Annotated in this window: 21 protein-coding genes and 1 riboswitch; of the genes, 5 read left to right on the forward strand and 16 right to left on the reverse strand. The window is 72.3% G+C overall.

Annotated elements, in window-relative coordinates:
* The first annotated feature begins 343 nt into the window (after positions 1–343).
* Complete coding sequence (locus ACIP5W_RS25935) at positions 344–2,203, forward strand: AAA family ATPase (protein WP_401478126.1); 1,860 nt, start codon at positions 344–346, stop codon at positions 2,201–2,203.
* A 41-nt stretch (positions 2,204–2,244) separates the two neighbouring features.
* Here the strand turns inward: ACIP5W_RS25935 and ACIP5W_RS25940 are convergent, their stop codons facing one another.
* The 9 genes from ACIP5W_RS25940 to ACIP5W_RS25980 all read right to left on the reverse strand — a co-directional run bounded on the left by ACIP5W_RS25940 (position 2,245) and on the right by ACIP5W_RS25980 (position 9,573).
* Complete coding sequence (locus ACIP5W_RS25940; RefSeq protein WP_401478129.1) at positions 2,245–3,291, reverse strand: hemolysin family protein; 1,047 nt, start codon at positions 3,289–3,291, stop codon at positions 2,245–2,247.
* Positions 3,288–4,613: a hemolysin family protein gene (locus ACIP5W_RS25945; protein WP_401478132.1), complete on the reverse strand. Its 1,326-nt coding sequence runs from the start codon at positions 4,611–4,613 to the stop codon at positions 3,288–3,290. The genes ACIP5W_RS25940 and ACIP5W_RS25945 overlap by 4 nt, the downstream gene beginning before the upstream one ends.
* A 222-nt stretch (positions 4,614–4,835) precedes the next feature.
* Positions 4,836–5,291 (reverse strand): PH domain-containing protein, encoded by a 456-nt coding sequence (locus ACIP5W_RS25950; protein ID WP_401478135.1) that lies wholly within the window; start codon positions 5,289–5,291, stop codon positions 4,836–4,838.
* A gap of 13 nt (positions 5,292–5,304) precedes the next feature.
* Positions 5,305–6,153, reverse strand: coding sequence for an ATP phosphoribosyltransferase (hisG, locus tag ACIP5W_RS25955; protein ID WP_401478138.1), 849 nt, complete (start codon positions 6,151–6,153; stop codon positions 5,305–5,307).
* Between the two features lie 48 nt (positions 6,154–6,201).
* Positions 6,202–6,474: a phosphoribosyl-ATP diphosphatase gene (locus ACIP5W_RS25960; RefSeq protein WP_356280403.1), complete on the reverse strand. Its 273-nt coding sequence runs from the start codon at positions 6,472–6,474 to the stop codon at positions 6,202–6,204.
* Between the two features lie 33 nt (positions 6,475–6,507).
* Positions 6,508–6,993, reverse strand: a complete 486-nt coding sequence (gene ribH, locus ACIP5W_RS25965; RefSeq protein WP_398097621.1) for a 6,7-dimethyl-8-ribityllumazine synthase — start codon at positions 6,991–6,993, stop codon at positions 6,508–6,510.
* A 20-nt stretch (positions 6,994–7,013) separates the two neighbouring features.
* Positions 7,014–8,333: a bifunctional 3,4-dihydroxy-2-butanone-4-phosphate synthase/GTP cyclohydrolase II gene (locus ACIP5W_RS25970; RefSeq protein ID WP_401478143.1), complete on the reverse strand. Its 1,320-nt coding sequence runs from the start codon at positions 8,331–8,333 to the stop codon at positions 7,014–7,016.
* Positions 8,330–8,971 (reverse strand): nicotinamide riboside transporter PnuC, encoded by a 642-nt coding sequence (locus ACIP5W_RS25975; protein WP_401478146.1) that lies wholly within the window; start codon positions 8,969–8,971, stop codon positions 8,330–8,332. Before ACIP5W_RS25975 ends, ACIP5W_RS25970 begins: the two co-directional genes overlap by 4 nt.
* Positions 8,968–9,573, reverse strand: coding sequence for a riboflavin synthase (locus tag ACIP5W_RS25980; protein ID WP_401478149.1), 606 nt, complete (start codon positions 9,571–9,573; stop codon positions 8,968–8,970). The genes ACIP5W_RS25975 and ACIP5W_RS25980 overlap by 4 nt, the downstream gene beginning before the upstream one ends.
* A gap of 145 nt (positions 9,574–9,718) precedes the next feature.
* A riboswitch (FMN riboswitch) is annotated at positions 9,719–9,849 on the reverse strand.
* 217 nt (positions 9,850–10,066) lie between these two features.
* On the opposite strand from ACIP5W_RS25980, the gene ACIP5W_RS25985 reads away from it, so the two are divergent.
* Positions 10,067–12,439 (forward strand): chitinase C-terminal domain-containing protein, encoded by a 2,373-nt coding sequence (locus ACIP5W_RS25985; RefSeq protein ID WP_401478152.1) that lies wholly within the window; start codon positions 10,067–10,069, stop codon positions 12,437–12,439.
* Between the two features lie 82 nt (positions 12,440–12,521).
* On the opposite strand, the gene ACIP5W_RS25990 is transcribed toward ACIP5W_RS25985, so the two are convergent.
* Positions 12,522–13,763: an ROK family transcriptional regulator gene (locus ACIP5W_RS25990; RefSeq protein WP_401478155.1), complete on the reverse strand. Its 1,242-nt coding sequence runs from the start codon at positions 13,761–13,763 to the stop codon at positions 12,522–12,524.
* A 152-nt stretch (positions 13,764–13,915) separates the two neighbouring features.
* Between ACIP5W_RS25990 and ACIP5W_RS25995 the strand changes: the two genes are divergently transcribed.
* Positions 13,916–15,127, forward strand: coding sequence for an MFS transporter (locus ACIP5W_RS25995; protein ID WP_401478158.1), 1,212 nt, complete (start codon positions 13,916–13,918; stop codon positions 15,125–15,127).
* Here the strand turns inward: ACIP5W_RS25995 and ACIP5W_RS26000 are convergent.
* Complete coding sequence (locus ACIP5W_RS26000; RefSeq protein ID WP_401478161.1) at positions 15,087–15,545, reverse strand: acyl-CoA thioesterase; 459 nt, start codon at positions 15,543–15,545, stop codon at positions 15,087–15,089. The two genes, ACIP5W_RS25995 and ACIP5W_RS26000, sit on opposite strands and share 41 nt — an antisense overlap.
* 208 nt (positions 15,546–15,753) lie before the next feature.
* Here ACIP5W_RS26000 and ACIP5W_RS26005 point away from each other — a divergent pair, with 208 nt between their 5' ends.
* Both ACIP5W_RS26005 and ACIP5W_RS26010 read left to right on the forward strand, forming a co-directional pair.
* Complete coding sequence (locus tag ACIP5W_RS26005; protein ID WP_401478164.1) at positions 15,754–17,133, forward strand: uracil-xanthine permease family protein; 1,380 nt, start codon at positions 15,754–15,756, stop codon at positions 17,131–17,133.
* A gap of 199 nt (positions 17,134–17,332) precedes the next feature.
* Positions 17,333–18,118, forward strand: a complete 786-nt coding sequence (locus tag ACIP5W_RS26010; RefSeq protein ID WP_401478167.1) for a DUF5995 family protein — start codon at positions 17,333–17,335, stop codon at positions 18,116–18,118.
* A gap of 15 nt (positions 18,119–18,133) precedes the next feature.
* Here the strand turns inward: ACIP5W_RS26010 and ACIP5W_RS26015 are convergent, their stop codons facing one another.
* The 5 genes from ACIP5W_RS26015 to ACIP5W_RS26035 form a co-directional block, all read right to left on the reverse strand.
* A complete protein-coding gene (locus ACIP5W_RS26015; protein ID WP_401478170.1) occupies positions 18,134–19,831 on the reverse strand; it encodes a flavin monoamine oxidase family protein in 1,698 nt (565 codons plus the stop codon).
* A 47-nt stretch (positions 19,832–19,878) separates the two neighbouring features.
* Entirely contained in the window at positions 19,879–20,667 is a 789-nt protein-coding gene (locus ACIP5W_RS26020; protein WP_401478173.1) for a carbon-nitrogen hydrolase family protein, read from the reverse strand.
* 186 nt (positions 20,668–20,853) lie between these two features.
* The gene (locus ACIP5W_RS26025) at positions 20,854–22,044 is read right to left on the reverse strand and encodes an MFS transporter (RefSeq protein ID WP_401478176.1); all 1,191 of its coding nucleotides are present in this window, start codon (positions 22,042–22,044) and stop codon (positions 20,854–20,856) included.
* 185 nt (positions 22,045–22,229) lie between these two features.
* The gene (locus ACIP5W_RS26030; RefSeq protein ID WP_401478179.1) at positions 22,230–22,682 is read right to left on the reverse strand and encodes an Lrp/AsnC family transcriptional regulator; all 453 of its coding nucleotides are present in this window, start codon (positions 22,680–22,682) and stop codon (positions 22,230–22,232) included.
* A gap of 10 nt (positions 22,683–22,692) precedes the next feature.
* Positions 22,693–24,162: an amino acid permease gene (locus ACIP5W_RS26035; RefSeq protein ID WP_401478182.1), complete on the reverse strand. Its 1,470-nt coding sequence runs from the start codon at positions 24,160–24,162 to the stop codon at positions 22,693–22,695.
* Positions 24,163–24,274 lie beyond the last annotated feature (112 nt).

Raw genomic sequence — 24,274 nt, forward strand, 5'->3', positions numbered from 1 at the left:
CCGCCCCGCAGTCGCGAAGCCCCCGGTTGTTCCCCCGTGATCGGGGGCTTCGTTCTGCCCGCACACCCCTTCGGGGCCGTTTCGCCGACGCACCGCGATGCCCTTCGCTCACCCAGGGTCACCGTGCGGCGGTGCGCCCCCTCTGCTCCCACTTCGCCGAACGGGCTGTGCGGCACCCTTCGGCGGGGTGCTCCCCCGCAGGTACGATGCCCTCGGTGCGACCTGCGGGCGACTGCTGCGCGCACCTGGCAACTCCGGTCCGCGGCACAGCGGTTCGACCATCGCAGCCGATGGGCTCCGGCCCGGTGGCATACCGACGGGGGCACGGTTCGTGGGGGACGTGATGGACTTCGGCACGCGGGGCCCCGAGGCCCCGGCCGACCTCGCCTGGCTACGCGGCGTGGACGCCTACACCATGGGTGCGTATCCGCAGGCGGAGGAGGAGTTCCGCGCCGCGGTGCGGATCGATCCCGGCATGGCCGACGGCTGGCTCGGCCTGCACGCGCTGCGCGTCGACACGACGACCGCGCTGCTCAGGATGTTCCGGCACCGCGACCGCTTCGGCGAACAGCGCACCCGGCACCGCCGCACCCTCAACTCCTGGTACTGGCTCGGCTGGTGGGTACAGCCCGTCCTGGAGAGCCCCCGCGACCTGCTCCTCGCGCACGCCTCGCACTGGCTGGACGGCCGGCACGTGCCCGAGCTGGACCGGGCGCTGGCGGGCCTCCCGCCCGTCGACGCCGACCACCACGTCCGCTTCCTGCACGCCTGCCGCGCCTATCTGGTCAAGGACTGGGAGCAGCTCGTCCGGCACACCGACCCGCTCCTCGACGACCCCCTCCTCGGTATCGAGGCCGGCCTGTTCGGCGGCATGGCCCGGGTCCGGCTGGAGATGTACGGGCAGGCCGAGCCGCTGCTGTCGACGGCGCTCATGCGCTGCCGCAGCGAACAGCCGCAGCGCAAGGAGTTGCGGTACTGGCTGGCCCGCGCGCACGAGGGCACCGGCCGGTCCGCCGCCGCGCTCCCCCTGTACCGGGCCGTGCACCGGGTCGACCCCGCCTTCATGGACACCTCGGCCCGGCTCGCCGCGATCGCCGAGGGCGACGGTTACGACGACACGGGCGACCTGGCGTCCATCACCCTGGCCGGAGTCGGTCAGGACGTCGGGGACGGGGCGGACGTCCTGGACCCGCTGTTCGGCACCGAGGGCCGGGACCTGAAGCTCGGCGACCCGTCCGACCTGCCGCCCGTGGTTCCCGTCCCGACGGTGCCCGACCCGGCCGTGCGGGAGAAGACCGTAGTGCCCCCGGTCCTGCCGGCCGGTCCCACCGACCCGACGTTACTGGAGGAGGCGCTCACCGAGCTGGAGCGCATGGTGGGGCTGGAGCCGGTGAAACGGCAGGTCAAGGCTCTGTCGGCGCAGCTGAACATGGCCCGGCTGCGAGCCGGCCAGGGCCTCCCGGTCCAGCCGCCGAAGCGGCACTTCGTCTTCTCCGGCCCCTCCGGAACCGGCAAGACCACGGTGGCCCGCATCCTCGGCCGCGTCTTCTACGCCCTCGGCCTGCTCGGCGGCGACCACCTCGTGGAGGCCCAGCGGGCCGACCTCGTCGGCGAGTACCTGGGCCAGACCGCCGTGAAGGCCAACGAACTGATCGACTCCGCGCTGGGCGGGGTCCTGTTCGTGGACGAGGCCTACTCCCTGTCCAACTCCGGCTACGGCAAGGGGGACGCGTACGGGGACGAGGCCCTGCAGGTGCTCCTGAAGCGGGCCGAGGACAACCGGGACCACCTGGTGGTGATCCTGGCCGGCTATCCCGAGGGCATGGACCGGCTGCTCGCGGCGAACCCCGGTCTGTCGTCCCGCTTCACGACCCGCGTCGACTTCCCGTCGTACCGGCCCCTCGAACTCACCTCGATCGGTGAGGTGCTCGCGGCGGACAACGGGGACGTGTGGGACGAGGAGGCGCTGGACGAACTGCGGTCGATCGCCGGGCACGTGGTGGACCAGGGGTGGATCGACGAACTGGGCAACGGACGGTTCCTGCGGACCCTGTACGAGAAGAGCTGCGCCTACCGGGACCTGCGGCTGTCGACGTACCCGGGGACTCTGACCCGCGACGATCTGTCGACACTGCGGTTGCCGGATCTGATGCAGGCGTACGGCGAGGTGCTGTCGGGGCGGGGGCCGCAGGACCCGGCCTGAGGCCGGACCCCACGAGCCCGGCCTGATCCGAACGAGAGGCCCTAGGTAGCCATCACCACCTCGGGGTAGTCCCGGTGGGCGGGGTCCGTCACCTCGCCCACCAGCAGTTCCAGGACGTCCTCCAGGGCGACCAGCCCGAGCACCCTGCCCGAGGCGTCCGCGACCTGCGCCAGGTGCGTCGCCGCCCGCCGCATCACCGTCAGCGCGTCGTCCAGCGGCAGTTCGGAGCGGAGCGTCGTCATCGGGCGCCACACCTGCTGGGGCACGGCCCGGTCGGACTCCTCGAGGTCGAGGACGTCCTTCACATGGAGGTAGCCCATGAAGGCGCCCTTCTCCGCGGCGACGGGGAAGCGGGAGTAGCCGGTGCGGGCGGTGAGGGCGACGATCTGGCCGGGAGTGACCGACGGCGGGACCGTCACCAGCGACTCGCGCTTGAGCAGGACGTCGGTGACCGGGCGGGAGCCCAGTTCCAGCGCGTCCTCCAGCCGCTCCTGCTCCTCGGGATCGAGCAGGCCGGCCTGACCGGAGTCCTCCACCAGCCGGTTGAGCTGTTCGCTCGTGAAGACGGCCTCGACCTCGTCCTTGGGCTCGACGCTGAAGAGGCGCAGGATGCCCTGGGCGCAGGCCCCGAGGGCGACGGTGACCGGCCGGCAGAGACGGGCGAAGGCGACCAGACCGGGGCTGAGCCACAGTGCGGCCTTCTCCGGGGCCGCCATGGCGAGGTTCTTCGGGACCATCTCGCCGACGACGAGGTGGAAGAAGACCACGGCCGCCAGGGCGATGACGTAACCGAGCGGGTGGATCATGCCGTGCGGCAGGTGGATGCCCTCGAAGACCGGTTCCAGCAGGTGCGCCACCGTCGGCTCGGCGACGGCGCCCAGGGTCAGCGAGCACACGGTGATGCCGAACTGGGCGGCGGCCATCATCTGCGGCAGGTGTTCCAGACCGTGGAGGACCTGGCGGGCCCGCGCGGTGCCCAGCGGCTCGATCTGGCTGCGGCGGACGGAGACGAGGGCGAACTCGGCACCGACGAAGAAGCCGTTCGCGAGCACGAGGAGGCCCGCGAAGACGAGTTGGAGCACGCTCATCGGGCGACCTCCACGACCACTCCGGTGCGGACGATGCGGACCCGTTCGGCCCGGTAGTGGCCGACGCGGCGGACCGACAGCCGCCAGCCGGGCAGCTCGGCCCGGTCGCCGACGGCCGGGATGCGGCCGAGCAGGTCGGCGACGAGCCCGGCGACCGTCTCGTACGGTCCTTCGGGCACGTCGAGGCCGATGCGCCGGAGCGTGTCGACCCGGCAGCTGCCGTCGACGTCCCAGGCGGGCCTGCCGTCCTCGGGCGGGGCGGCGGCCAGTTCGGGGGTGTCCAGGCCGTCGTGCTCGTCGCGGACCTCGCCGACGATCTCCTCGACGATGTCCTCCAGGGTCACCACGCCGGCCGTGCCGCCGTACTCGTCGACGACGACGGCGATGGGCTGCTCGCTGCGCAGCCGGGCCAGCAGGGGCCGCACGGGCAGGGTTTCGGGGACCAGCAGGGCCGGGCGGGCGATCCGGCCGAGCGGGGTGCGCAGCCGGTCGTGGACGGGGACGGCCAGGGCGTCCTTGAGGTGGACCATGCCGACGACCTCGTCGATCTTCTCGCGGTAGACGGGGAAGCGGGACAGGCCGGTGGCGCGGGTCAGATTGACCACGTCCTCGGCGGTGGCCGACGCCTGGAGGGCGCTGACCTTCACCCGCGGGGTCATCACGTGCTGCGCGGTCAGCTCGGCCAGGGACAGGGTCCGCACGAAGAGGTCGGCCGTGTCCTGTTCGAGCGTGCCGGCCTGGGCGGAGTGCCGGGCCAGGGAGACCAGTTCGCCGGGGGTGCGGGCGGAGGCCAGCTCCTCGGTGGGCTCGACGCCCAGGGCGCGCACGAGCCGGTTGGCGACCGCGTTGAGTGCGGCGATGACGGGCCGGAACAGGCGGGCGAACGCGTGCTGCGGGCCGGCGACGAATCGCGCGACCTGGAGGGGCCTGGAGACCGCCCAGTTCTTCGGCACGAGCTCACCGATCACCATCTGCACGGCGGAGGCCAGCAGCATGCCGATGACGACGGCCACCCCGGAGACGGCGCCCTCGGGGACACGGATCGCGGTGAGGGGGCCGCCGAGCAGTTCGGCGAGTGCCGGTTCGGCCAGCATGCCGACGACGAGGGAGGTGATGGTGATGCCGAGTTGGGTGCCGGAGAGCTGGAAGGACAGCTCCTTGAGCGACTCGACGACCGTACGGGCCCGTCGGTCGCCCTCGGCGGCGGCTTTCTCGGCCTCCTGGCGCTCGACGGTGACGAGCCCGAACTCGGCGGCCACGAAGAAGCCGTTGGCGAGGATGAGCAGGAACGCGGCTGCCAGGAGCAGCAGGGGGATGGTCATGAAGCCGCCGCCTCCGCTTCGGAGGGGGCGGCGCAGGTACTACAGGACGAACCGTCCATCGCCGGAGAGGGTCACTCCTCGGGTAGCAGGACCCCCCGTGCGCCCGGCAGGGCACGACGGGGGTGGAGGCGCAAAGGGGACGCCTCCGTCACCAGATTAATCAAGACAGGGGCTCCAGCGGCAGGGCGGACGCCCCCGAGTCAGCCCTGATCCTGCTCCGCGTCAGCACTGATCCTGGTCGGAGCGGTGCACGGACCGGGTCTCCACGAGGCTGCGCAGGGCGCGCGCGTGGGCGATGGCCTGCTGCTTGTCGATGCCCGGCTGGATGCCGAGCGCGGGCAGGCTGGTGCCGTCGCTGAGGTCGAGGAACACCCAGGGGTCGCCCTGCCGGAGGTTCACCCGGAGGATCTCGGCCCACTCCAGGCGCCGCCTGCTCGCGATGTTCACCACGGTGACACCGGAGTCGTCGGCGACGACCCTGACCCGGGCCAGCTGGGCCGGCACCCAGAAGCAGAGGGCGCCGGTGAGGACGAAGCTGAGCCGCTCCCCCGGCCCGAGCTGCTCCAGCAGCAGGGCGACGGCGGAGATGACGAGGAAGAGCACCGCTCCGGCCGAGAGGAGCACCGCGCGGGTGCGGCTCGGCCGGAAGGTGACGGGGAGCGTGGGCTGGTCGGACATCTTCCCGGGGTTCTCAGAGGCGGCAGGCGTGGATGGCCGTGGTGAGGATGGCGCGGGCGCCGATGTCGTACAGGTCGTCCATGATCCGCTGGGCCTCCTTGGCGGGGACCATGGCCCGGACGGCGACCCAGCCCTCGTTGTGCAGCGGGGAGACGGTCGGCGACTCCAGACCGGGGGTGAGCGCGACGGCCTTCTCCAACTGCTCGACACGGCAGTCGTAGTCCATCATCACGTACGTCCGAGCGACCAGGACGCCCTGGAGGCGGCGCAGGAACTGCTGCACCTTGGGCTCCTCGCCGTCGGCGCCGGTGCGGCGGATGACGACGGCCTCGGACTTCATGATGGGCTCGCCGATGACCTCCAGACCCGCGTTGCGCAGGGAGGTGCCGGTTTCGACGACGTCGGCGATGACCTCGGCGACGCCCAGCTCGATGGCGGTCTCGACGGCGCCGTCCAGGTGGACGACGGAGGCGTCGACACCGTGGTCGGCGAGGTGCCTCGCGACGATCCCCTCGTAGGAGGTGGCGACCGTCATGCCCCTGAGGTCCTCGACGCCGCCGGCGGTGCCCGGCTTGGTGGCGAAGCGGAAGGTGGAGCGGGCGAAGCCGAGCGGGAGGATCTCCTCGGCGTCGGCGCCGGAGTCGATGAGCAGGTCGCGGCCGGTGATGCCGATGTCGAGGCGGCCGGAGGAGACGTAGATCGCGATGTCGCGGGGGCGGAGGTAGAAGAACTCGACCTCGTTCTCCGGGTCGACGATCCGCAGTTCCTTGGACTCGCGGCGCTGCTGGTAGCCGGCCTCATGGAGCATCTCCCCCGCAGGTCCGGACAGGGAACCCTTGTTGGGGATGGCGATGCGCAGCATGAGGTCGGCTTCCTTCGCGTGGTGTTGTTCGGAGGTGGTGGGCGGGGCTCACAGGTGGGCGTAGACGTCGTCCAGCGAGATGCCGCGGGCGACCATCATCACCTGGACGTGGTACAGCAGCTGCGAGATCTCCTCGGCTGCGGCGTCCTTGCCCTCGTACTCGGCGGCCATCCAGACCTCGGCGGCCTCTTCGACGACCTTCTTGCCGATGGCATGGACCCCCTTCCCGACCAGTTCTGCGGTGCGGGAAGTGGCGGGGTCGCCGTCGGCGGCCTTCTGCTGGAGCTCGGTGAACAGCTCCTCGAACGTCTTCTTGGACATGGTGACCCCACCCTAGCCGTTGTACCGGCCCGCCTATCGCCAGGGTTCGGATACTGAGCGCAGGGTGGCCGCGGTCGCCACCGCCGCCGTCACCGCCTCGTGTCCCTTGTCCTCGGTGGAGCCCTCGATGCCGGCCCGGTCCAGGGCCTGCTCCTCGGTGTCGCAGGTGAGGACGCCGAAGCCGACGGGCACGCCGGTGTCGACCGAGACCTGGGTCAGGCCCTGGGTGACGCCCTGGCACACGTACTCGAAGTGCGGGGTTCCGCCGCGGATGACGACGCCGAGGGCGACGATCGCGTCGTAGCCGCGGCCCGCGAGGACCTTGGCGACCACCGGAAGCTCCCAGCTGCCGGGGACCCGGAGCAGGGTCGGCTCGTCGATGCCGAGGTCGTGCAGGGCGCGCAGGGCGCCGTCGACCAGACCGTCCATCACCTTTTCGTGCCACTGCGCCGCGATGACGGCGACCCTGAGGTCACCCACATTGCGTACGGACAACTCCGGTGCACCCTTGCCGCTCACGTCTCTCCTTCGTGCCGTGCTTACTGGTTGCCGCAGGGGGACACGGGGGCCGTGTCCAGCCAGGGCAGGTCGTGTCCCATCCGGTCCCGCTTGGTGCGCAGGTAGCGGATGTTGTGCTCGCCCGCCTGGACGGGCATCGGTTCGCGGGCGGCGACCTCGATGCCGTGCCGGGTGAGCGCGTCGGTCTTCTCGGGGTTGTTCGTCATCAGACGTACGCTGCGCACGCCGAGGTCGTCGAGGATCCGGGCGCCGGCCGCGTAGTCCCGGGCGTCGGCGGGCAGGCCCAGCTCCAGGTTGGCGTCGAGGGTGTCCCGGCCGCGCTCCTGGAGTTCGTACGCCCGGAGCTTGGACAGCAGGCCGATGCCGCGGCCCTCGTGTCCGCGCAGGTAGACCACGACGCCCCGGCCCTCGGACTGGATGCGCTGCAGGGAGGTGTCGAGCTGGGGGCCGCAGTCGCAGCGCGCGGAGCCGAAGACGTCGCCGGTGAGGCATTCGGAGTGGACGCGGACGAGGACGTCCTTGCCGTCGCCGATCTCGCCGTGCACGAGGGCGACGTGCTCGACGCCGTCGACGGTGGAGCGGTAGCCGTACGCGGTGAAGGTGCCGTGGACGGTGGGCAGGCGGGTCTCGGCCTCGCGGCGGACGGTGGGCTCGGCGGTGCGGCGGTAGGCGATCAGGTCCTCGATGGAGATGATCGTCAGGCCGTGCTTGCGGGCGAAGGGGATCAGCTCGGGCAGGCGGAGCATGCGGCCGTCCTCGCCGGCGATCTCGACGATCGCGCCGGCCGGGCGCAGGCCCGCGAGCCGAGCGAGGTCGACGGCGGCCTCGGTGTGCCCGTTGCGCACGAGGACGCCGCCCGGCCTGGCGCGCAGCGGGAAGACGTGGCCGGGGCGGACGAGGTCGGTGGGTCCGACGGTGCCGTCGGCCAGGAGCCGCAGGGTGGTGGCGCGGTCGGCGGCGGAGATGCCGGTGGTCACGCCGTGCGCGGCGGAGGCGTCGACGGAGACGGTGAACGCGGTCTTCATCGACTCGGTGTTGTCCGCGACCATCTGCGGGAGTTCGAGCCGGTCGAGTTCGTCGCCCTCCATGGGGGCGCAGATCAGGCCGCGGCACTCGCTCATCATGAAGGCGACGATCTCGGGGGTGGCCTTCTCTGCGGCGATGACGAGGTCGCCCTCGTTCTCGCGGTTCTCGTCGTCGACGACCACCACCGGGCGGCCGGCGGCGATGTCGGCGACGGCCCGCTCGACCGGGTCGAGGGTGAACTCCTCGATGTCGTCGGGGGTGTGGCGGACGGCTGGGATCGAGGGGGTGGAGGTGGGGGATGGGTGTGCGCTCATGCGGGCGCTCCTTCCAGAGCGGGCCGCGGACCCCTGCGGGAGCGCAGCCACCAGTCGCGCATGCCCCACAGGACGAGCGCGCCGTAGATGACGTAGACGAAGCCGGAGAAGGCGTAGCCGTTGGCGAAGTTCAGGGGGACGCCGACGAGGTCGACGAGGAGCCAGGCGAACCAGAACTCGACCATGCCCTTGGCCTGGGCGTACATGGCGACGACGGTGCCGACGAAGATGTAGGCGTCGGGCCAGGGGTCCCAGGACAGGGTGGGGTAGGCAGTGAAGAGGAGCGCCACGGCGACCGTGCCGCCGGCGGCGGCGCCGGTCATGGCGGCGCGCTCGCGCCAGGTGGCGAAGCGCGGGGTGATGTGGCCGTCGGCGGATCCGCTGCGGTCGCGGTTCCACTGCCACCAGCCGTAGAGGGCGACGGCCATGACGACGGCCTGCTTGCCGGCGCTGCCGGTGAGGTGGCCGAAGAAGGCGCCGAAGAGGACGAGGCCGGAGAGGAACTGCACCGGCCAGCTCCAGATGGACCGGCGCCAGCCGAGTGCGAGGGCGGCCAGTCCGAAGATGTTGCCGATCATGTCCGACCAGAGGATGTGCTGGTCGAAGAGGACGAAGGCCTCGGAGTTCAGGGAGTTCACTTCGTCTCCCCCGCGGTGGCGGCCATCAGCCGCTCCACGTACTTGGCGACGATGTCCACCTCGAGGTTGACCGGGTCGCCGGGCTGCTTGAGGCCGAGGGTGGTCAGGGCGAGGGTGGTGGGGATGAGGCTGACGGTGAAGTGGTCGGACCCGGCCTCCACGACCGTGAGGCTGATGCCGTCGACGGTGATGGACCCCTTCTCCACGACGTACCGGGCGAGGTCGGCGGGCAGCGCGATCCTGACGATCTCCCAGTGCTCGGAGGGCGTGCGCTCCAGCACCTGTCCGGTGCCGTCGACGTGGCCCTGCACGATGTGGCCGCCGAGGCGCGCGCCGACGGCGGTGGGCCGTTCGAGGTTGACGCGGGAGCCGGCGGTGAGGGCACCGAGGCTGGACCGCTTCAGGGTCTCGGCCATGACGTCGGCGGTGAACTCGTCGCCCTCGTGTTCGACGACGGTGAGACAGACCCCGTTCACGGCGATGGAGTCACCGTGCTTGGCGCCGTCGGTGACGACGGGGCCGCGCAGCCGGAAGCGGGAGGCGTCGCCGAGGTCCTCGACGGCGGTGACCTCACCCAGTTCTTCGACGATTCCGGTGAACACTTCCCGGGTCCTCCTGCCTCGTGGGGCACGGACTCCGGGGCCTGTCGATGACGACAGAGAAACGGGTGAGGACACCGGGGGCGACGCCGGACAGACTCGTCCACGGACGAGTACGGATACGGCGGCGCGCACGAATGCCCGCCCGCCGCGCACTGCCTCCCATCCGGACTTTAACCGTCGGTCCAGGAATTTCACCTGGTCAACCGGCCGCTGGAAGCGGTCGGGTCGCGGACTGTAACCGCCGGTTCGGAATTTCACCGACCCCGGAGTGCGCTGCTTTAGGTACAGGGCCAGTGTGCCACGCCCGGTACGCGTCCATGCGGGTGAAGGCTGTGGGGTGGCTCACAGGTGAGGCGGACGGACGTCTCGGGCGCGAGCCACCTGCGCCCCGGCCCCCTCCCCGGGCACCCCTCCCCGGATTGGTCCATACCTATTGACGCACTGGTCTAGTCCTCTCTAGGGTCTGCGCAACTTCCGTGGAGAGGAACCGACTGTGCTGTCCCCCTCACGACACCGGGCGAGACCCGCGCTGCTCGCCGCCGCGGCGGCGGTCGCGGGCCTGCTGCTCGCCGGACTGCCGGCCACCGTCTCGAACGCCGCCGACCAGGAGTCCTGCCGCCCCGACGGCCTCTACGGGACGCCGGGCGTGGACGTCCCCTACTGCTCGGTCTACGACACGGCCGGCCGGGAGAAGATGGGCGCCGACCACCAGCGCCGGGTGATCGGCTACTTCACCGGCTGGCGCACCGGCAAGGACGGCACACCCGCCTACCTGGCCCCGGACATCCCGTGGGACAAGGTCACCCACCTCAACTACGCGTTCGCGCACGTCGACGGGGCCAACAGGCTCTCCGTCGGCGCGGACGGCGCCGCCAACGCGGCGACCGGGATGACCTGGCCGGGCGTGGCCGGTGCCGAAATGGACCCGGCACTGCCCTACCGCGGCCATTTCAACCTGCTCAACAAGTTCAAGAAGCAGCACCCGGACGTGAAGACCCTGATCTCCGTGGGCGGCTGGGCGGAGACCGGCGGTTACTTCGCCGCCGACGGCACCCGCGTCGGCTCGGGCGGCTTCTACTCCATGGCCACGAACGCGGACGGCTCGGTCAACCAGACCGGCATCGACACCTTCGCGGACTCCGCCGTCGACTTCATCAGAAAGTACGGCTTCAACGGCGTCGACATCGACTACGAGTACCCGACGACCATGAAGGACGCGGGCAACCCGCTCGACTGGTCCCTGTCCAACGCCCGCCGCGCCGGCCTCGTCAAGGGCTACGCGGCGCTGATGAGGACGCTGCGCGAGAAGCTCGACCGCGCGGGCTCGGCGGACGGGAAGCACTACCTGCTGTCGGTGGCCGCGCCCTCGTCCGGGTATCTGCTGCGCGGCATGGAGACCTTCCAGGTCCAGAAGTACCTGGACTACGTCAACATCATGTCCTACGACCTGCACGGCGCCTGGAACGAGTACGTCGGCCCGAACGCCTCCCTCTTCGACGACGGCAAGGACGCCGAACTGGCCGCGGCGGGCGTGTACTCGACATCGCAGTACGGCGGGATCGGCTACCTGAACACCGACTGGGCCTACCACTACTTCCGCGGGTCGATGCCGGCCGGCCGCATCAACATCGGGCTCCCCTACTACACCCGGGGGTTCAAGAACGTGACCGGCGGGACCGACGGGCTGTGGGGCAGGGCGGCCACGACCACCTGTCCGGCCGGGTCCGGCCTCACCAGGTGCGGGGACGGTGCCGTCGGCATCGACAACCTCTGGCACGACCTGGACACCGCCGGGAAGGAGGCCCCGGCCGGATCCAACCCGATGTGGCACGCCAAGAACCTGGAGAAGGGCGTCGTCGGGGACTACGTCACGCGGTACGGCTTCCCGGCCGACACCCGGCTGACCGGCACGTACGCCCGCAGGTACGACGCCACGCTGGTCGCGCCCTGGCTGTGGAACGCCGAGAAGAAGGTGTTCCTGTCGACCGAGGACGAGCAGTCCGTCGCCGCCAAGGCCGACTACGTCGTCGACCAGGGCATCGGCGGCACCATGGTGTGGGAGCTGGCCGGTGACTACGGCTGGAACGCGGCCAAGGGGCAGTACGAGCCGGGGTCGACGCTGACCTCCACGATGTACGAGAGGTTCCGGTCGGCCGCGCCGTACGGCGCGAAGCGGTCGACGGTGGAGGTGCCGGCGGAGGCGCTGAAGATCGACGTGGAGTTCGGGCAGTTCCCGCTCGGCGACTCCAACTACCCGATCAGCCCCAAGCTCAGGATCACCAACAACACGTCCACGACCCTGCCCGGCGGCACCGAGTTCCGCTTCGACTACGGCACGTCGGCGCCAGCAAACGCCAAGGACCAGTCCGGCTGGGGCACTTCGGTGATCAGCAGCGATCACACGGGGAACAACGTCGGCGGCCTCAAGGGCGCCCACCACCGGGTCTCGCTGAAGCTGCCGGCCTGGCAGACGCTGGCGCCGGGGGCGTCGGCGGAGCTGGACTTCGTCTACTACCTGCCGGTGTCGACGCCCTCGAACTGGACGGTGACCTTCGGCGGACGGACGTACGCGCTGGCCGGGGACCTGGCGCGCGGCACCACGGTGGTGGAACCGGGGCCGTCGGCTCCGGCGAGCCCGAGTGCGAGTGCGAGCCCGAGTGCGAGCCCGTCGGGCAGTGTCTCCCCGTCGCCCTCCGGCGGGACCGGGCAGTGCACCGCCCCGGCCTGGACCGCGACGACGGAGTACGGCGGCGGGAGCCAGGTGTCCCACCAGGGGCACACCTGGCGCGCCCAGTGGTGGACGAGGGGCGAGGAGCCCGGCACCACCGGTGAATGGGGGGTGTGGCGGGACCTCGGTTCCTGCTGACCCCGTACGACCGGCCCGGTGGCGGTGACGACGGCCCTTGCCCGCCACCGGGCCTCTCCATGACCCGGCCCCCTCGGGGAATTCAGCTGTCGCGGCCTGCGAACAGCTCCGCCTGGGCGGACTCCCGTGCCGTCAGCAGTGCGCCGCGCAGTACCGCCGCGCCGCCCAGGGCGCTCGGGCGCACCTGGGTGGGGAGCGGCGCCATCCGACGCAGCCGTTCCGTCACCCGGACCGCGAGGGTCTCGCCGCCGGCCCGGCCGACCTCCCCGCCGAGGACCACGCATCCGGGGTCGAGGACCGCGACGACGGAGGCGGCGCCGATGGCCAGCCGGTCGGCGAGGGAGTCGAGGAAACGTGCGGAGGCGCTGCCGGGGGCGTCTCGGCCGTCGCCTGCACCGGCGTCCACCCGCGCCACCGCCGCCTGCGCCACCGCCGCCCGCACCAGACCGGCCGCCTCCGGTTCGCCGGGCACCGGGTCCGGGGCCGGGCCCAGCCCGTGCTCCCGCGCCAGCGCCGCGACCGCGGCCGAGCCGGCCAGCGAGTGGAAGCCGCCCTCGCAGTCCGTGGCCGACGGCAGGCCGGTGGTACCGGGGACCGGCAGGAAACCGATCTCGCCGGTGCCGCCGGAGGCCCCCCGGCGCAGGGCGCCGTCCAGGACGACGGCCGCGCCCGTGCCGTGGCCCAGCCACAGCAGTACGAAGGTGTCGCGGTCCTGGGCGACGCCCTCGCGCTGTTCGGCCAGGGCGGCGAGGTTGGTCTCGTTCTCGACGGTGACGCGGGCCGCGGGCAGCCGTTCCTGGAGGGCGGCCACCAGGCGGCGGTGCCAGGCGGGCAGGCCGGAGGAGTCGCGCAGTTCGCCGCTGGCGGGGTCGATCAGGCCGGGCGCACCGATGCCGACGGTGTGCAGCCGGTCGGCCCCGGCCTCCTTCACGGCCCGTTCGACCAGGGTCACCGCCTGCTCCACGGCGGGCCCCGTGCCGATGTCGCCTCCGATGGGCACGGACGCCTCGGCGAGCACCCGCCCCACCAGGTCGGAGACCAGCACGGCGACGCCCTCGGTGCGGACGTCCAGTGCCGCCAGGTGGGCCCGGCCCGCGACGATGCCGTAGAGCCGGGCGTTCGGGCCGCGCCGCTGCTCCCCCGCCTCGCCCACGACCTCGATCAGGCCGGCGGCGGTGAGGCGTTCGACGAGGTCGGCGACGGTGGGCCGGGACAGGCCGGTGAGCTGTTTCAACTGCCCTGCCGTCAAGGGACCTTCGTCCTGCAGGAGCCGCAGGGCGAGCCGGTCGTTGATGGCCCGGGCGGTGCTCGGGGATGCGGGCATGCGCGGAATCCTCCCATGGGCGCCGGAGCGTCGCCGTGGACCGGCCTCTATTTATCAGGCAGGGTTCCTGATAGTTTACGCGGACGCCGCGCGGAAGCGGCCTGCGCACGGCACCGCGCCGGGCGGCACACCGGCGAGGAGGGGCCCCGGGAATGAGCAAAGTGACATACGCACCGTCAGAGGTGCGTCGGGCCCGGTACGCGGTGGCCGCCGTGTTCACCGTGCACGGCGCGGTCACCGGCTCCTTCGCCACGCGGGTGCCGTGGATCCAGGACCACGCCTTTGTGAGCGCCGGCCAGCTCGGCTTCGCCCTGGCCTTCACCGCGTTCGGCGCGGCCTGCGCCATGCCGCTGGCCGGCCGGATCACCCACCGCCTCGGCAGCCGGGCCGCCCTGCGCGCACTGCTCGCGCTGTGGACGCTGGCGCTGGTCCTGCCCTCCCTCGCGCCGGACATGCTCACCCTGTGCCTGGCGATGTTCGTCTACGGCGCCACCGCGGGCATGGCCGACGTGGCGATGAACGCCCTCGGCGTCGAGGTCGAGCAGCGGCTCGGGAAGTCGATCATGTCGGGGCTGCACGGCATGTGGAGCGCGGGCGCGCTGCTCGGCTCGGCGGCCGGCACCCTCGCCGCGCACCTGGGCACGGACGCGCGCCTGCACCACGCCCTGGCGGCGGCCGCGCTCACCGCGCTCGGCCTGCTGGCCTGCCGGTGGGTGCTCGACCTGCGGCCCGCCGAGGACGAGGAGCCCCCGCCGCGCTTCGCCCTGCCGCCCCGCTCGGCGCTGCTGATCGGGGCGGTCGGGTTCTGCGCGGTGTTCGCGGAGGGCGCGAGCCTGGACTGGTCGGCGGTCTACCTGGACGACCGTCTCGGCGCCTCGGCCGGTCTCGCGGCGGCCTGCACGACCGGCTTCATGCTGACCATGGCGGTGGCCCGGATCGTGGGGGACGCGGTGGTGAACCGGTTCGGCGCGGTCCGCACGGTCCGTGCGGGCGGGATGCTGGCCACCGCGGGCGGGCTGCTGATCGTGGTGGCGGACCACCCGGCGGCGGCCATCGGCGGGTTCGGGATGATGGGCCTCGGCATCGCCGTCGTCGTCCCGCTGTGCTTCGCGGCGGCCGGGCACAGCGGTCCGAACCCCAGCCAGGCCATCGCGGGCGTCGCGACCATCACCTACACCTCGGGGCTGATCGCGCCGAGCCTGATCGGCGGGGTGGCGCAGGCGACCAGCCTGGTGGTGTCGTTCGGCGTGGTGACGGTGCTGGCGTTCGGGCTCGTCGTGTTCGCGGGCGTGCTGCGCGGCGGCGAGCGCAGGCTCGTGAAGGTCAGTGCGCCGGACGCAGCAGTGCCCGGCCCGCGCTCCTGAACGTCTCGCTCCACGGCGCCGGGCGCATGGTCGCGGGATCGAGGCGGACCAGGACGCGGGTGCCCCGCGCGTAGGTGAGCGCCCCGTCGGCCGAGCAGAACCGGAAGCCGTAGGTCAGGCCGGTGTTGCCGAGCCGCTCCAGCCACAGGTGGACGGCGTAGGTGCCCGGCTTGGTGACGGGTGCCTCGTAGCCGATGCGCAGTTCCTTCACGGCGTTGCAGGCGTCGCCGGCCGCGGCCCAGTCCCCCTCGAAGCGCACGCCGTGCTCCTGCCACAGCTCGGTCCAGGCCCGCTCGACCATCAGCGGATAGCGGGCGTTGTGCAGCAGTCCGAGCGCGTCGAGGTCGTCGAAGTGGACGGTGACGGGCATCAGCCGGCCGTGGGACAGGGCGGGGGCGGCCGGGGCTTCGGCGGTCACGGGCGGGGCTCCTGGGGGACGAAGGAAGATGTACGAGGCAATCACCCCTATCCTAAGCGGTCGCTCACCCTCCGGATTCGCGTGAGAATGGGCCGGACATCCACACCGCGCCGGACGACTTCCGCACCGCACCGGAATGGCTTCCGCACCGGGACGACTTCCGCACCGGGACGGCTCCGGCGCCGCACGAACGAAAGCGAAACCCACCATGGATCTTGGCGTCCGCTGGAAACTGCACGGCGACGGGCGCACGCCGGAGCCCGGAGCGGTGGTCCGCCCCGACGAACGGCTCTCCTGGCCCCGCACGGCCGGCCTCGGCGCACAGCACGTGGTGGCCATGTTCGGGGCGTCCTTCGTGGCCCCCGTCCTGATGGGCCTGGACCCCAACCTGGCCATCATGATGTCGGGCGTCGCTACCATGATCTTCCTGCTCGCGACCCGTGGCCGGGTGCCCAGCTACCTCGGCTGCTCGCTGTCGTTCGTGGGCGTCGCGGCGGTCATCCGCGCCCAGGGCGGCACGAGCGCCACCGTCACCGGCGCGGTCCTCGTCGTGGGTGTCGCGCTGTTCCTGGTGGGCGTGGCCGTGCAGCGGTTCGGCGCCCGGATCATCCACGTCGCGATGCCACCGGTCGTGACGGGCGCGGTCGTGATGCTGATCGGCTTCAACCTCGCCCCCGTCACCGCCTCCACCTACTGGCCGCAGGACCAGTGGACGGCCCTGCTGGTCATGCTGTTCACCGGTCTGTCCGTGGTCTGCCTGCGCGGCTTCTGGTCCCGCATCGCGATCTTCCTCGGTCTGCTCTTCGGCTACGGCATCTCCTGGGCGTTCGACCGGATCTTCGGCCGGATCCACTCGGCGGACGCGAGCGGCAAGGTCGTCGACCACTGGCGGCTGGACCTCTCCGCCGTGGGCCGGGCCGACTGGATCGGCCTGCCGTCCTTCCACGGCCCGAGCTTCGAGTGGTCGGCGATCCTGGTGGCCCTCCCCGTCGTCATCGCGCTGGTCGCGGAGAACGCCGGGCACGTCAAGGCGGTCGGCGAGATGACCGACGATCCGCTGGACGACCGGCTGGGCACGGCGATCTCGGCCGACGGCATCGGTTCCGTGCTGTCCACGGCGGTCGGCGGCCCTCCCACCACCACGTACTCCGAGAACATCGGCGTGATGGCCGCGACCCGCGTCTACTCCACGGCCGCCTACTGGGCCGCGGCGGGCTTCGCGCTGCTGTTCGGCCTGTGCCCCAAGTTCGGCGCGGTGGTGGCCGCGATCCCGGGCGGCGTCCTCGGCGGCATCACCGTCATCCTGTACGGCATGATCGGCCTGCTCGGCGCCCAGATCTGGCTCAACGCCGGGGTCGACCTGCGCAACCCGCTGAACCTGGTCCCGGCCGCCGCGGGCATCATCATCGGCGTCGGCAACGTCACCATGGAGTTCACCGACACCTTCTCGCTCAGCGGCATCGCGCTGGGCACCCTGGTCGTCATCACCGGCTACCACGCCCTGCGCGCCTTCGCCCCCGCCCACCTCAAGACCCAGCCGGCGCTCCTCGACGAGGGCACCAGTTCCTACGACGAGTCCGGCTCGTAGGCGTACCCGCAGGGGCGCCCGCCCGATCACCGTCGCGGCCGGTGCGGCGGCGGGTGCGGCGCCCCGCCGTCCGCCCCGCGACCCGGGTGTGGCCCGCACGCGCCGTTCCGCCTCCCGCGCGACGGACCTGTTCGCCCGTTCCGGGGAAGCACCGGGCCTGCGGGCCCACGGGCCCGCCCGGGGCTGCGCCCCTTCCTGCATGCCGCACCCGGAACAGTTCGTCCCTCCCCTCGGCGCGTCCGTCGACGCCGGCGGGGTGCTCTCCCGTATGCGCGCCCTCCACGCGGCCCTCCCGCCACAGGACGGGACCGCCGTCTTCAACCGCGGCTGTCTCGCCGTGGCGCAGGAGGCGGACCGGCACACCGGCCGGTTCGGCGCCCTCGGGTCCGGGGTCGCGCTGGACGTCCGGTTCGCGGAGCGCTACCTCGCCGCCGTCGACGCGGCCACGGCCGACCGCCGTCCCCCGGCCTGCCGGCGCCCGCTGTTCCGGCTCCGCCACCATCCGGGCGTACGGCCACCGCAGTTCGCACCTGCGGGCATCAACGCCCACGTCGGGCACGACCTCGCGCTCGCCGTGGTGGACGTCTGCCAGAGCCCCGGCTGCGAACCGGCCGAACCGGAGGACGAGTTCGACCGGGTGGGCGATCTCCTGGCGGCGCTGGAGGAGCGCGTGCGCGAGGACCCGATGCCCGGCCCCGACCTGCTCCGGATCGCCGATCCGCTCACCCACCTGCTCGGCTCCCGGAGCCTGGAGCGGGCCCGCGACGCCACCTGGTCCGCGGCCCGCGCCCTGTGGGTCCCGCGCCGTCTCCCGGACGTCATCGGGGAGTTCACCGACCGCCTCGACGCGGCGGTCGGCTTCGCGGGCCGCATGCTCCTGCCCCCTGCCGGACCGGCCGGGCGGCGGAGGCCTGTCCCGGCTCCGAAGCCGGAGGGCCGACGGCTCCTGGGGTCTTTCGTTGGGATCAGGCCGAGCCCGGCATGATCCCAACGAGAGGCCCTAGTCCTCCGGGAGTTCGACCGGGGCGATCTCGTCGTACACGTCGCCCGGACCCGGATTGGTCGCGTCCGTCGTCCCGCCGAGGTGGTGCATCACGCCCCACACCGCGTTGAGGGCGGTCTGGACGGCGCCCTCGGCCCAGCCCGCGGTCCAGGAGATGTCGTCGCCGGCGAGGAAGATGCCCCGCTTGTCCTCGGGCAGCCGGTCCTGCATGAAGTGGGTGAACAGGCGCCGCTGGTAGCGGTAGTGGCCGGGCAGGTTGGCCTTGAACGCGCCCATGAAGTAGGGCTCGTTCTCCCAGGAGACGGTGACCGGGTTGCCGATGACGTGCTTCCTGATGTCGACGTTCGGGTAGATCTCGCCGAGCGACTTGAGCATGACCTCCATCCGCTCGTTCGCGGACAGCGGCAGCCACTTCAGGCTGTCGTCGCACCAGGTGTAGGACAGGCAGATCACGGCGGGCCGGTCCGGGCCGTCGTCGAGGAGGTAGGTGCCGCGGGTCATGCGGTCGGTGAGCGTCATCGACATGACGTCCCGGCCCGTGTCCGCGTCCTTGTCCAGCCAGAACGGCCGGTCGACGGGGACGAAGAGCTTGGAGCTCTCCATGTAGTGGGTGCGCTCGATCGCCGTCCAGTGGTCGATCGGGAAGAGCGAGTCGTCGCAGGCGATCTTCGACAGCAGCATCCAGGACTGCGCGGTGAAGACGGCGGCCCGGTAGGTGCGGATGTCCCCGTTCGCGTCGGTGACGGTGATGCGGTTGCCCGCGGTGCGGTTGAGGCGGGTGACCGCAGGGCGGGGCTCACCGCCCTCGTGCAGGCTCGCGAGCGAGGTGCCGTAGGGCCAGTGGACGATCTTCTCCGGCTCGCGCTCCCACAACCGCAGCGGCAGCTGCTGGGAGCCGCCGACGATGCCGCGGTGGTGGTCGTCGGCCTCGGTGTAGACGACCCGGAGGATCTCCAGGATGGAGTTGGGGAAGTCGGTGTCCCAGCCGCCGGTGCCGAAGCCGACCTGGCCGAAGATCTCGCGGTGCCGGAAGGACCGGAAGGCCTCGGAGTCGCAGAGGAAGCCGTAGAAGGTCTGGTTGTCGAGCTTCTCGACGAGCTTCGCCCAGATCTCGCGGATGCGCGGCACGTCGCGCTCGCGCATGGCCCGGTTCATGTCGGAGAAGTCGGCGCCCTCCTCGAGGCACTTGTTCCAGGCGGCGGCGACGTCCCGGTAGACCTGCGGCAGGTCGTCGATCGTCTCGGCGTAGTGGGACTCGCCCTTGAGGTCGACGACGGTCGAGGGCGTGGCCTCGGCGAGCGGGTTGGGGAACGGCCGGGTCTCGAGGCCCACCAGGTCGATGTAGTGCTGGAGGGCCGTGGAGGACGGCGGGAAGCGCATCGCGCCCATCTCGGCGGTCAGCGAGGGGTCGCAGCCGTCGAAGCCCACCGTGCGCAGCCGCCCGCCGATCCGGTCGGCCTCGTACACGACGGGCTTGAGGCCCATCTTCATCAGCTCGTAGGCGGCGACGATCCCGGACAGCCCGCCGCCGATCACGGCGACCTCGGTGCCGTGCTCGGTGGCCGGTATCTGGCCGAGGCCCGCCGGGTGGGCGAGGAAGTCGTCGTAGGCGTACGGGAAGTCCGGGCCGAACATCGTGATCGGCGGCTGCTGCTCGTCTGCGTGCTCGACGGCGTTGGGCACGGTGGACGTCATGGGGTGCGGACTCCTTGCGGCAACGAGGAAGGGAAGACAGGGGGGTTTCAGACCAGGGACCCGTAGAGGCCGGGGCGGCGGTCCTTCAGGTACGGGTTCGCCTCGCGGGAGGCGGCCACGAAGGCGGGGTCGGCGTCGGCGAACACGAGTTCCTCGTCGCGTCCGGCGCGGGCGCGGGCGACGCCGTCGGGACCGGCCAGGGTGGAGAGCCCGACGAACTCGAACTCCCCTTCCCGGCCCACCCGGTTGACGTAGGCGACGTACATCTGGTTCTCGAAGGCGCGCACCGGGATCATCGACTCGGCGACGAACTGGAAGGGGTGCATCTGCGCCGTCGGCACCACCAGCAGGCCGGTGCCGGCCAGGGCGTGGGCGCGGACGTTCTCCGGGAACTCGACGTCGTAGCAGATCATGAGGCCGACGGTCAGGCCGCCGAGTTCCGCCTGGACGACGGGCTGGTCGCCGGGCGTGAAGTGGTCGCGCTCGAAGCAGCCGAAGAGGTGGGTCTTGCGGTAGTTCGCGAGGCGGACCCCGTCGGCGGAGATCAGCTGCGCGGCGTTGTACACCGTCTCGCCGTCGCGCTCCGGGTATCCGTAGGCGACCGCGACACCGTGCCGCCCGGCGAGGTCGGCGACCGCGTCCGCGGAGTCGCCGTCGGCGGGCTCGGCGAGGCGGGCCACGTCGTCGCCGATCGCGTACCCGGTCAGGAACATCTCCGGCGCGACCAGCAGTGCGGCGCCCGCGGCGGCGGCGCGGCCCGCGGCCTCGTCGAGGACCTTGAGGTTCTCGACGACGAAGCCGGGGCGGCCGGAGCTCTGGAGCAGGGCGATGCGCATGCGTGTTCCTCACCGGAGGCGGAAGGGTGTGGGGGACACCTAGACGGTACGGTCCGCCGGCCAGGGCGGACAAGGAGGAGCCGTTGCGCGCCGGTGAGCTGTTCGTTGCGTGCGGGGGGCGCGGGGCGGCGATTCGTTGCGCGGCCCCGCGCCCTGGATCACCGCCGTGGAATCACCGCCGTAGGGTCACCGCCGCACGGCCACCAGCAGCGCGGTCACCAGGCAGGGCGCCGCGAGCAGCGCGAAGGCGGTGCCGTGCGCGGTCGCCGAGGCGAGCGGGGCGTAGGTGACGTACACCGCGATCGTGGTGAGTTCGGTGCCCAGGCCCGCGACAGAGGTGAGAGTGGCCCGGCCGGTGCCCTCGATGCGCCGCTGGAGGCGGGCGTCGGCCAGTACGGTCGCCAGCTGGAAGCCGCCGAAGGCCAGAGCCACCAGGGCCAGGCCGGCCGGGGTGCCGGCGCCCGCGCCGACGGCGAGAGCGAGCGCGGCGGCCGTGAGCAGGGCGGCGAACCCCTTGCGGCCCAGGCGCCCGGCCGGGCCGGCCAGGAGGCTTCCGGCGGTGACACCGGCCCAGATCATCATCAGCAGGTGGGGGATCGCCGCGTCGGGGGCGCCGGTGTCCCGCGCCAGCAGCGGGGTGTACTCGTCGAGCGCGCCCCAGACGGCGGCGACGGCCGGGACGAGCAGGAGGGCGCCGCGCACGGAGCGGTCGCGGCGGGCCTCGGCGAGGCCGGCCCGCAGGGTCGCCGCCCAGCCCTCGTCGTCACCGTCGGCGGGAGCGGGGGCGCGGTGTTCGGGGAAGCGGGTCGCCGTCGCGGCGCACAGCAGGCAGGCCAGCACACTGGCCGCGCCGACCGCCGGATAGCCGTACCCCGCGAACACCGGACCGGCCAGGGCCATCGCCGTCATCACCGCGGCCTGTCCGGCCGCGTGGGCCCGGCCCATGAGGCGGGCGTACCAGTCCGCCGCGCCGAGCCGCTCCAGCTCCTCGTAGACCAGGGCCTCCAGGGCGCCCGAGCCGAGCGCCCCGCGCGCGCCCCAGAGCACGAAGCCGGCGGCGAAGGCCCAGTACGACGGGAACAGCACCCACAGCGCGAAGCCGGCCGCGCCCAGCAGCGGACCCAGCCACAGCAGCAGCCGGCGCGAGACGGCGTCCGCCCAGGCGCCGGAGGGGACCTCCAGCAGGACGCCGGTCGCCGACCAGAGGACGAACAGCGAGGACATCTGCCCGACGGACAGCCCGGTGTCGGCGAACAGCAGCGCGTACACCGGGTAGAGCAGGACGAACTCGTCCAGGAACGCATAGCCGTACAGCGTGGTCGTGAGCCGCCGTACGCCCGGTGCGCCGATCGGCGCACGGGCAGGTGAGTGAGTCATGAGGCCTTCCCGCAGGGACGTTTCGGACACCGGGGGTACGGCGTCCGAGGCGGCCCTCGGGAGGCACGGCTGCTGGATCAATGTCGCCAGGTCATGGGACCGAGGGTAGACCTGGGCCCGGCCCGTTCACCACCGCTTTGCGGAGCCGGCGGCCGCGGAGCCGGCGGCCGCGGAGCCGGCGGCTCTCAGGCCGGCGAGCCGGAGGAGAAGCGGCGCAGCAGCGGGGAGAGCACCAGCACCGACTTCGTGCGCTCCACGAAGGGCTCCCCCGCGATCCGTTCCAGGACCCGCTCGAAGTGGCGCATGTCGGCGGCGAAGACCTGGGCGATCGCGTCCGCCTCCCCGGTGACGGTGGAGGCGGCCACGACTTCCTGGTAGCGCTCCAGGCCCCGCTGGATGGTCTCCGGCGAGGTGTTGCGCCGGCAGTAGATCTCGACGTACCCCTCGGTCTCCCAGCCCAGGGCCGCCGGGTCGACGCGCACCGTGAACCCGGTGATGGCTCCGGTGGCGCGCAGCCGGTCCACGCGCCGTTTCACGGCGGGCGCGGAGAGTCCGACGAGCTGCCCGATGTCCGCGTAGGAGCGGCGGGCGTCCTCGGCGAGGGCGTGCACGATGCGTTCGTCGAGATCGTTCAGCACTGCGGGTCGTTCACTTCACTTCGGATGACGCGAGGCGGGAGCGGCGGTGGCCGTAGAGGAAGTAGAACACGAGCCCGACCGCCATCCAGACACCGAAGACCACCCAGGTGACGGCGGAGAGGCTGCCCATCATCCAGACGCAGAAGGCGAAGCCCAGCGCGGGCAGCACCGGCGACAGCGGGACGCGGAAGGTGCGGGGCATCTCCGGGCGGGTCCGGCGCAGCACCACGACGGCCACGTTGACCAGGGCGAAAGCGAAGAGGGTGCCGATGCTGGTGGCGTCGGCCAGCCGGCCGAGCGGGACGGCGGCGGCCAGGACACCGCAGAACAGCGAGACGATCAGCGTGTTGGCGCGGGGCGCGCCGGTCTTCGGGTGCACGCGGGAGAACACCTTGGGCACGAGCCCGTCCCGGGACATCGCGAAGAGGATGCGGGTCTGGCCGTACAGGACGGTCAGGACGACGCTGGCGATGGCGACGACCGCGCAGAAGGCCAGCAGGGTGCCCCAGAAGGCCTGGCCGGTGACGTCGCGCATGATCTGGGCGAGCGCGGCCTCCGAGTCGGTGAAGCCCCGCCAGGGCTTGGCGCCCACGGCGACGGCGGCGACCAGGACGTACAGGGCGGTCACGATGACGAGGGACAGCATGATCGCGCGGGGCAGGTCGCGCTGCGCGTTCGTCGCCTCCTCACCGGCGGTGGAGGCGGCGTCGAAGCCGATGTACGAGAAGAAGAGGGTGGCTCCGGCGGCGCTGACGCCGGCCATGCCGAGCGGCATGAAGTCGGCGTAGTTGCCGGAGCGGAAGCCCTGGACGCCGATGGCGCAGAAGAGCACCAGCGCGGCGATCTTCACGACGACCATGACGGTGTTGGCGCGGGCGGACTCGCGGGCGCCGCCGAGCAGGAACGCCATCGCGAGCAGGACGACGATCAGCGCCGGCAGGTTGAAGACGCCACCGTCACCGGGCGGGGCGGACAGCGCGGCCGGGATGGTGACGCCGATCGCGCCGTCGAGCAGTTCGTTGAGGTACTCGCCCCAGCCGACCGCGACCGCGGCGACCGACACGCCGTACTCCAGCACCAGGCACCAGCCGCAGACCCAGGCGATCAGCTCGCCCATCGTTGCGTACGCATACGAGTAGGAGGAGCCGGCGACCGGGATGGTGCCCGCCAGTTCGGCGTAGGACAGGGCCGAGAACAGCGCCGTGAGTCCGGCGATCACGAAGGACAGCGTGACGGCCGGGCCGGCCTTGGGGACCGCCTCGCCGAGGACGACGAAGATGCCGGTGCCGAGCGTCGCGCCGATGCTGATCATGGTCAGCTGCCACAGTCCGAGGGAGCGCCGCAGGGCCCCTCCCTCGCCCTGGCCACCCTCGGCGACCAGGCGTTCCACGGGCTTGCGCCGCATCAGGCGCGCGCCGGGCCCGGGGGGTGCGGGGACGGTCCGACTGCGCTGTTGCGGGGGTGCGCCTTGGTCGAGCACGCGCTGACTCCTTCGTCGCTGCCGATCGGAGCGACGGGGACCGGCGGCACCCCTGCGCGAACAGGAACCCACCGAGCGGGGTCCCCGCCACGCCTTGTACAGCGCACGACCC

It is taken from the genome of Streptomyces sp. NPDC088766, from assembly GCF_044750845.1.
Lineage (GTDB): Bacteria > Actinomycetota > Actinomycetes > Streptomycetales > Streptomycetaceae > Streptomyces.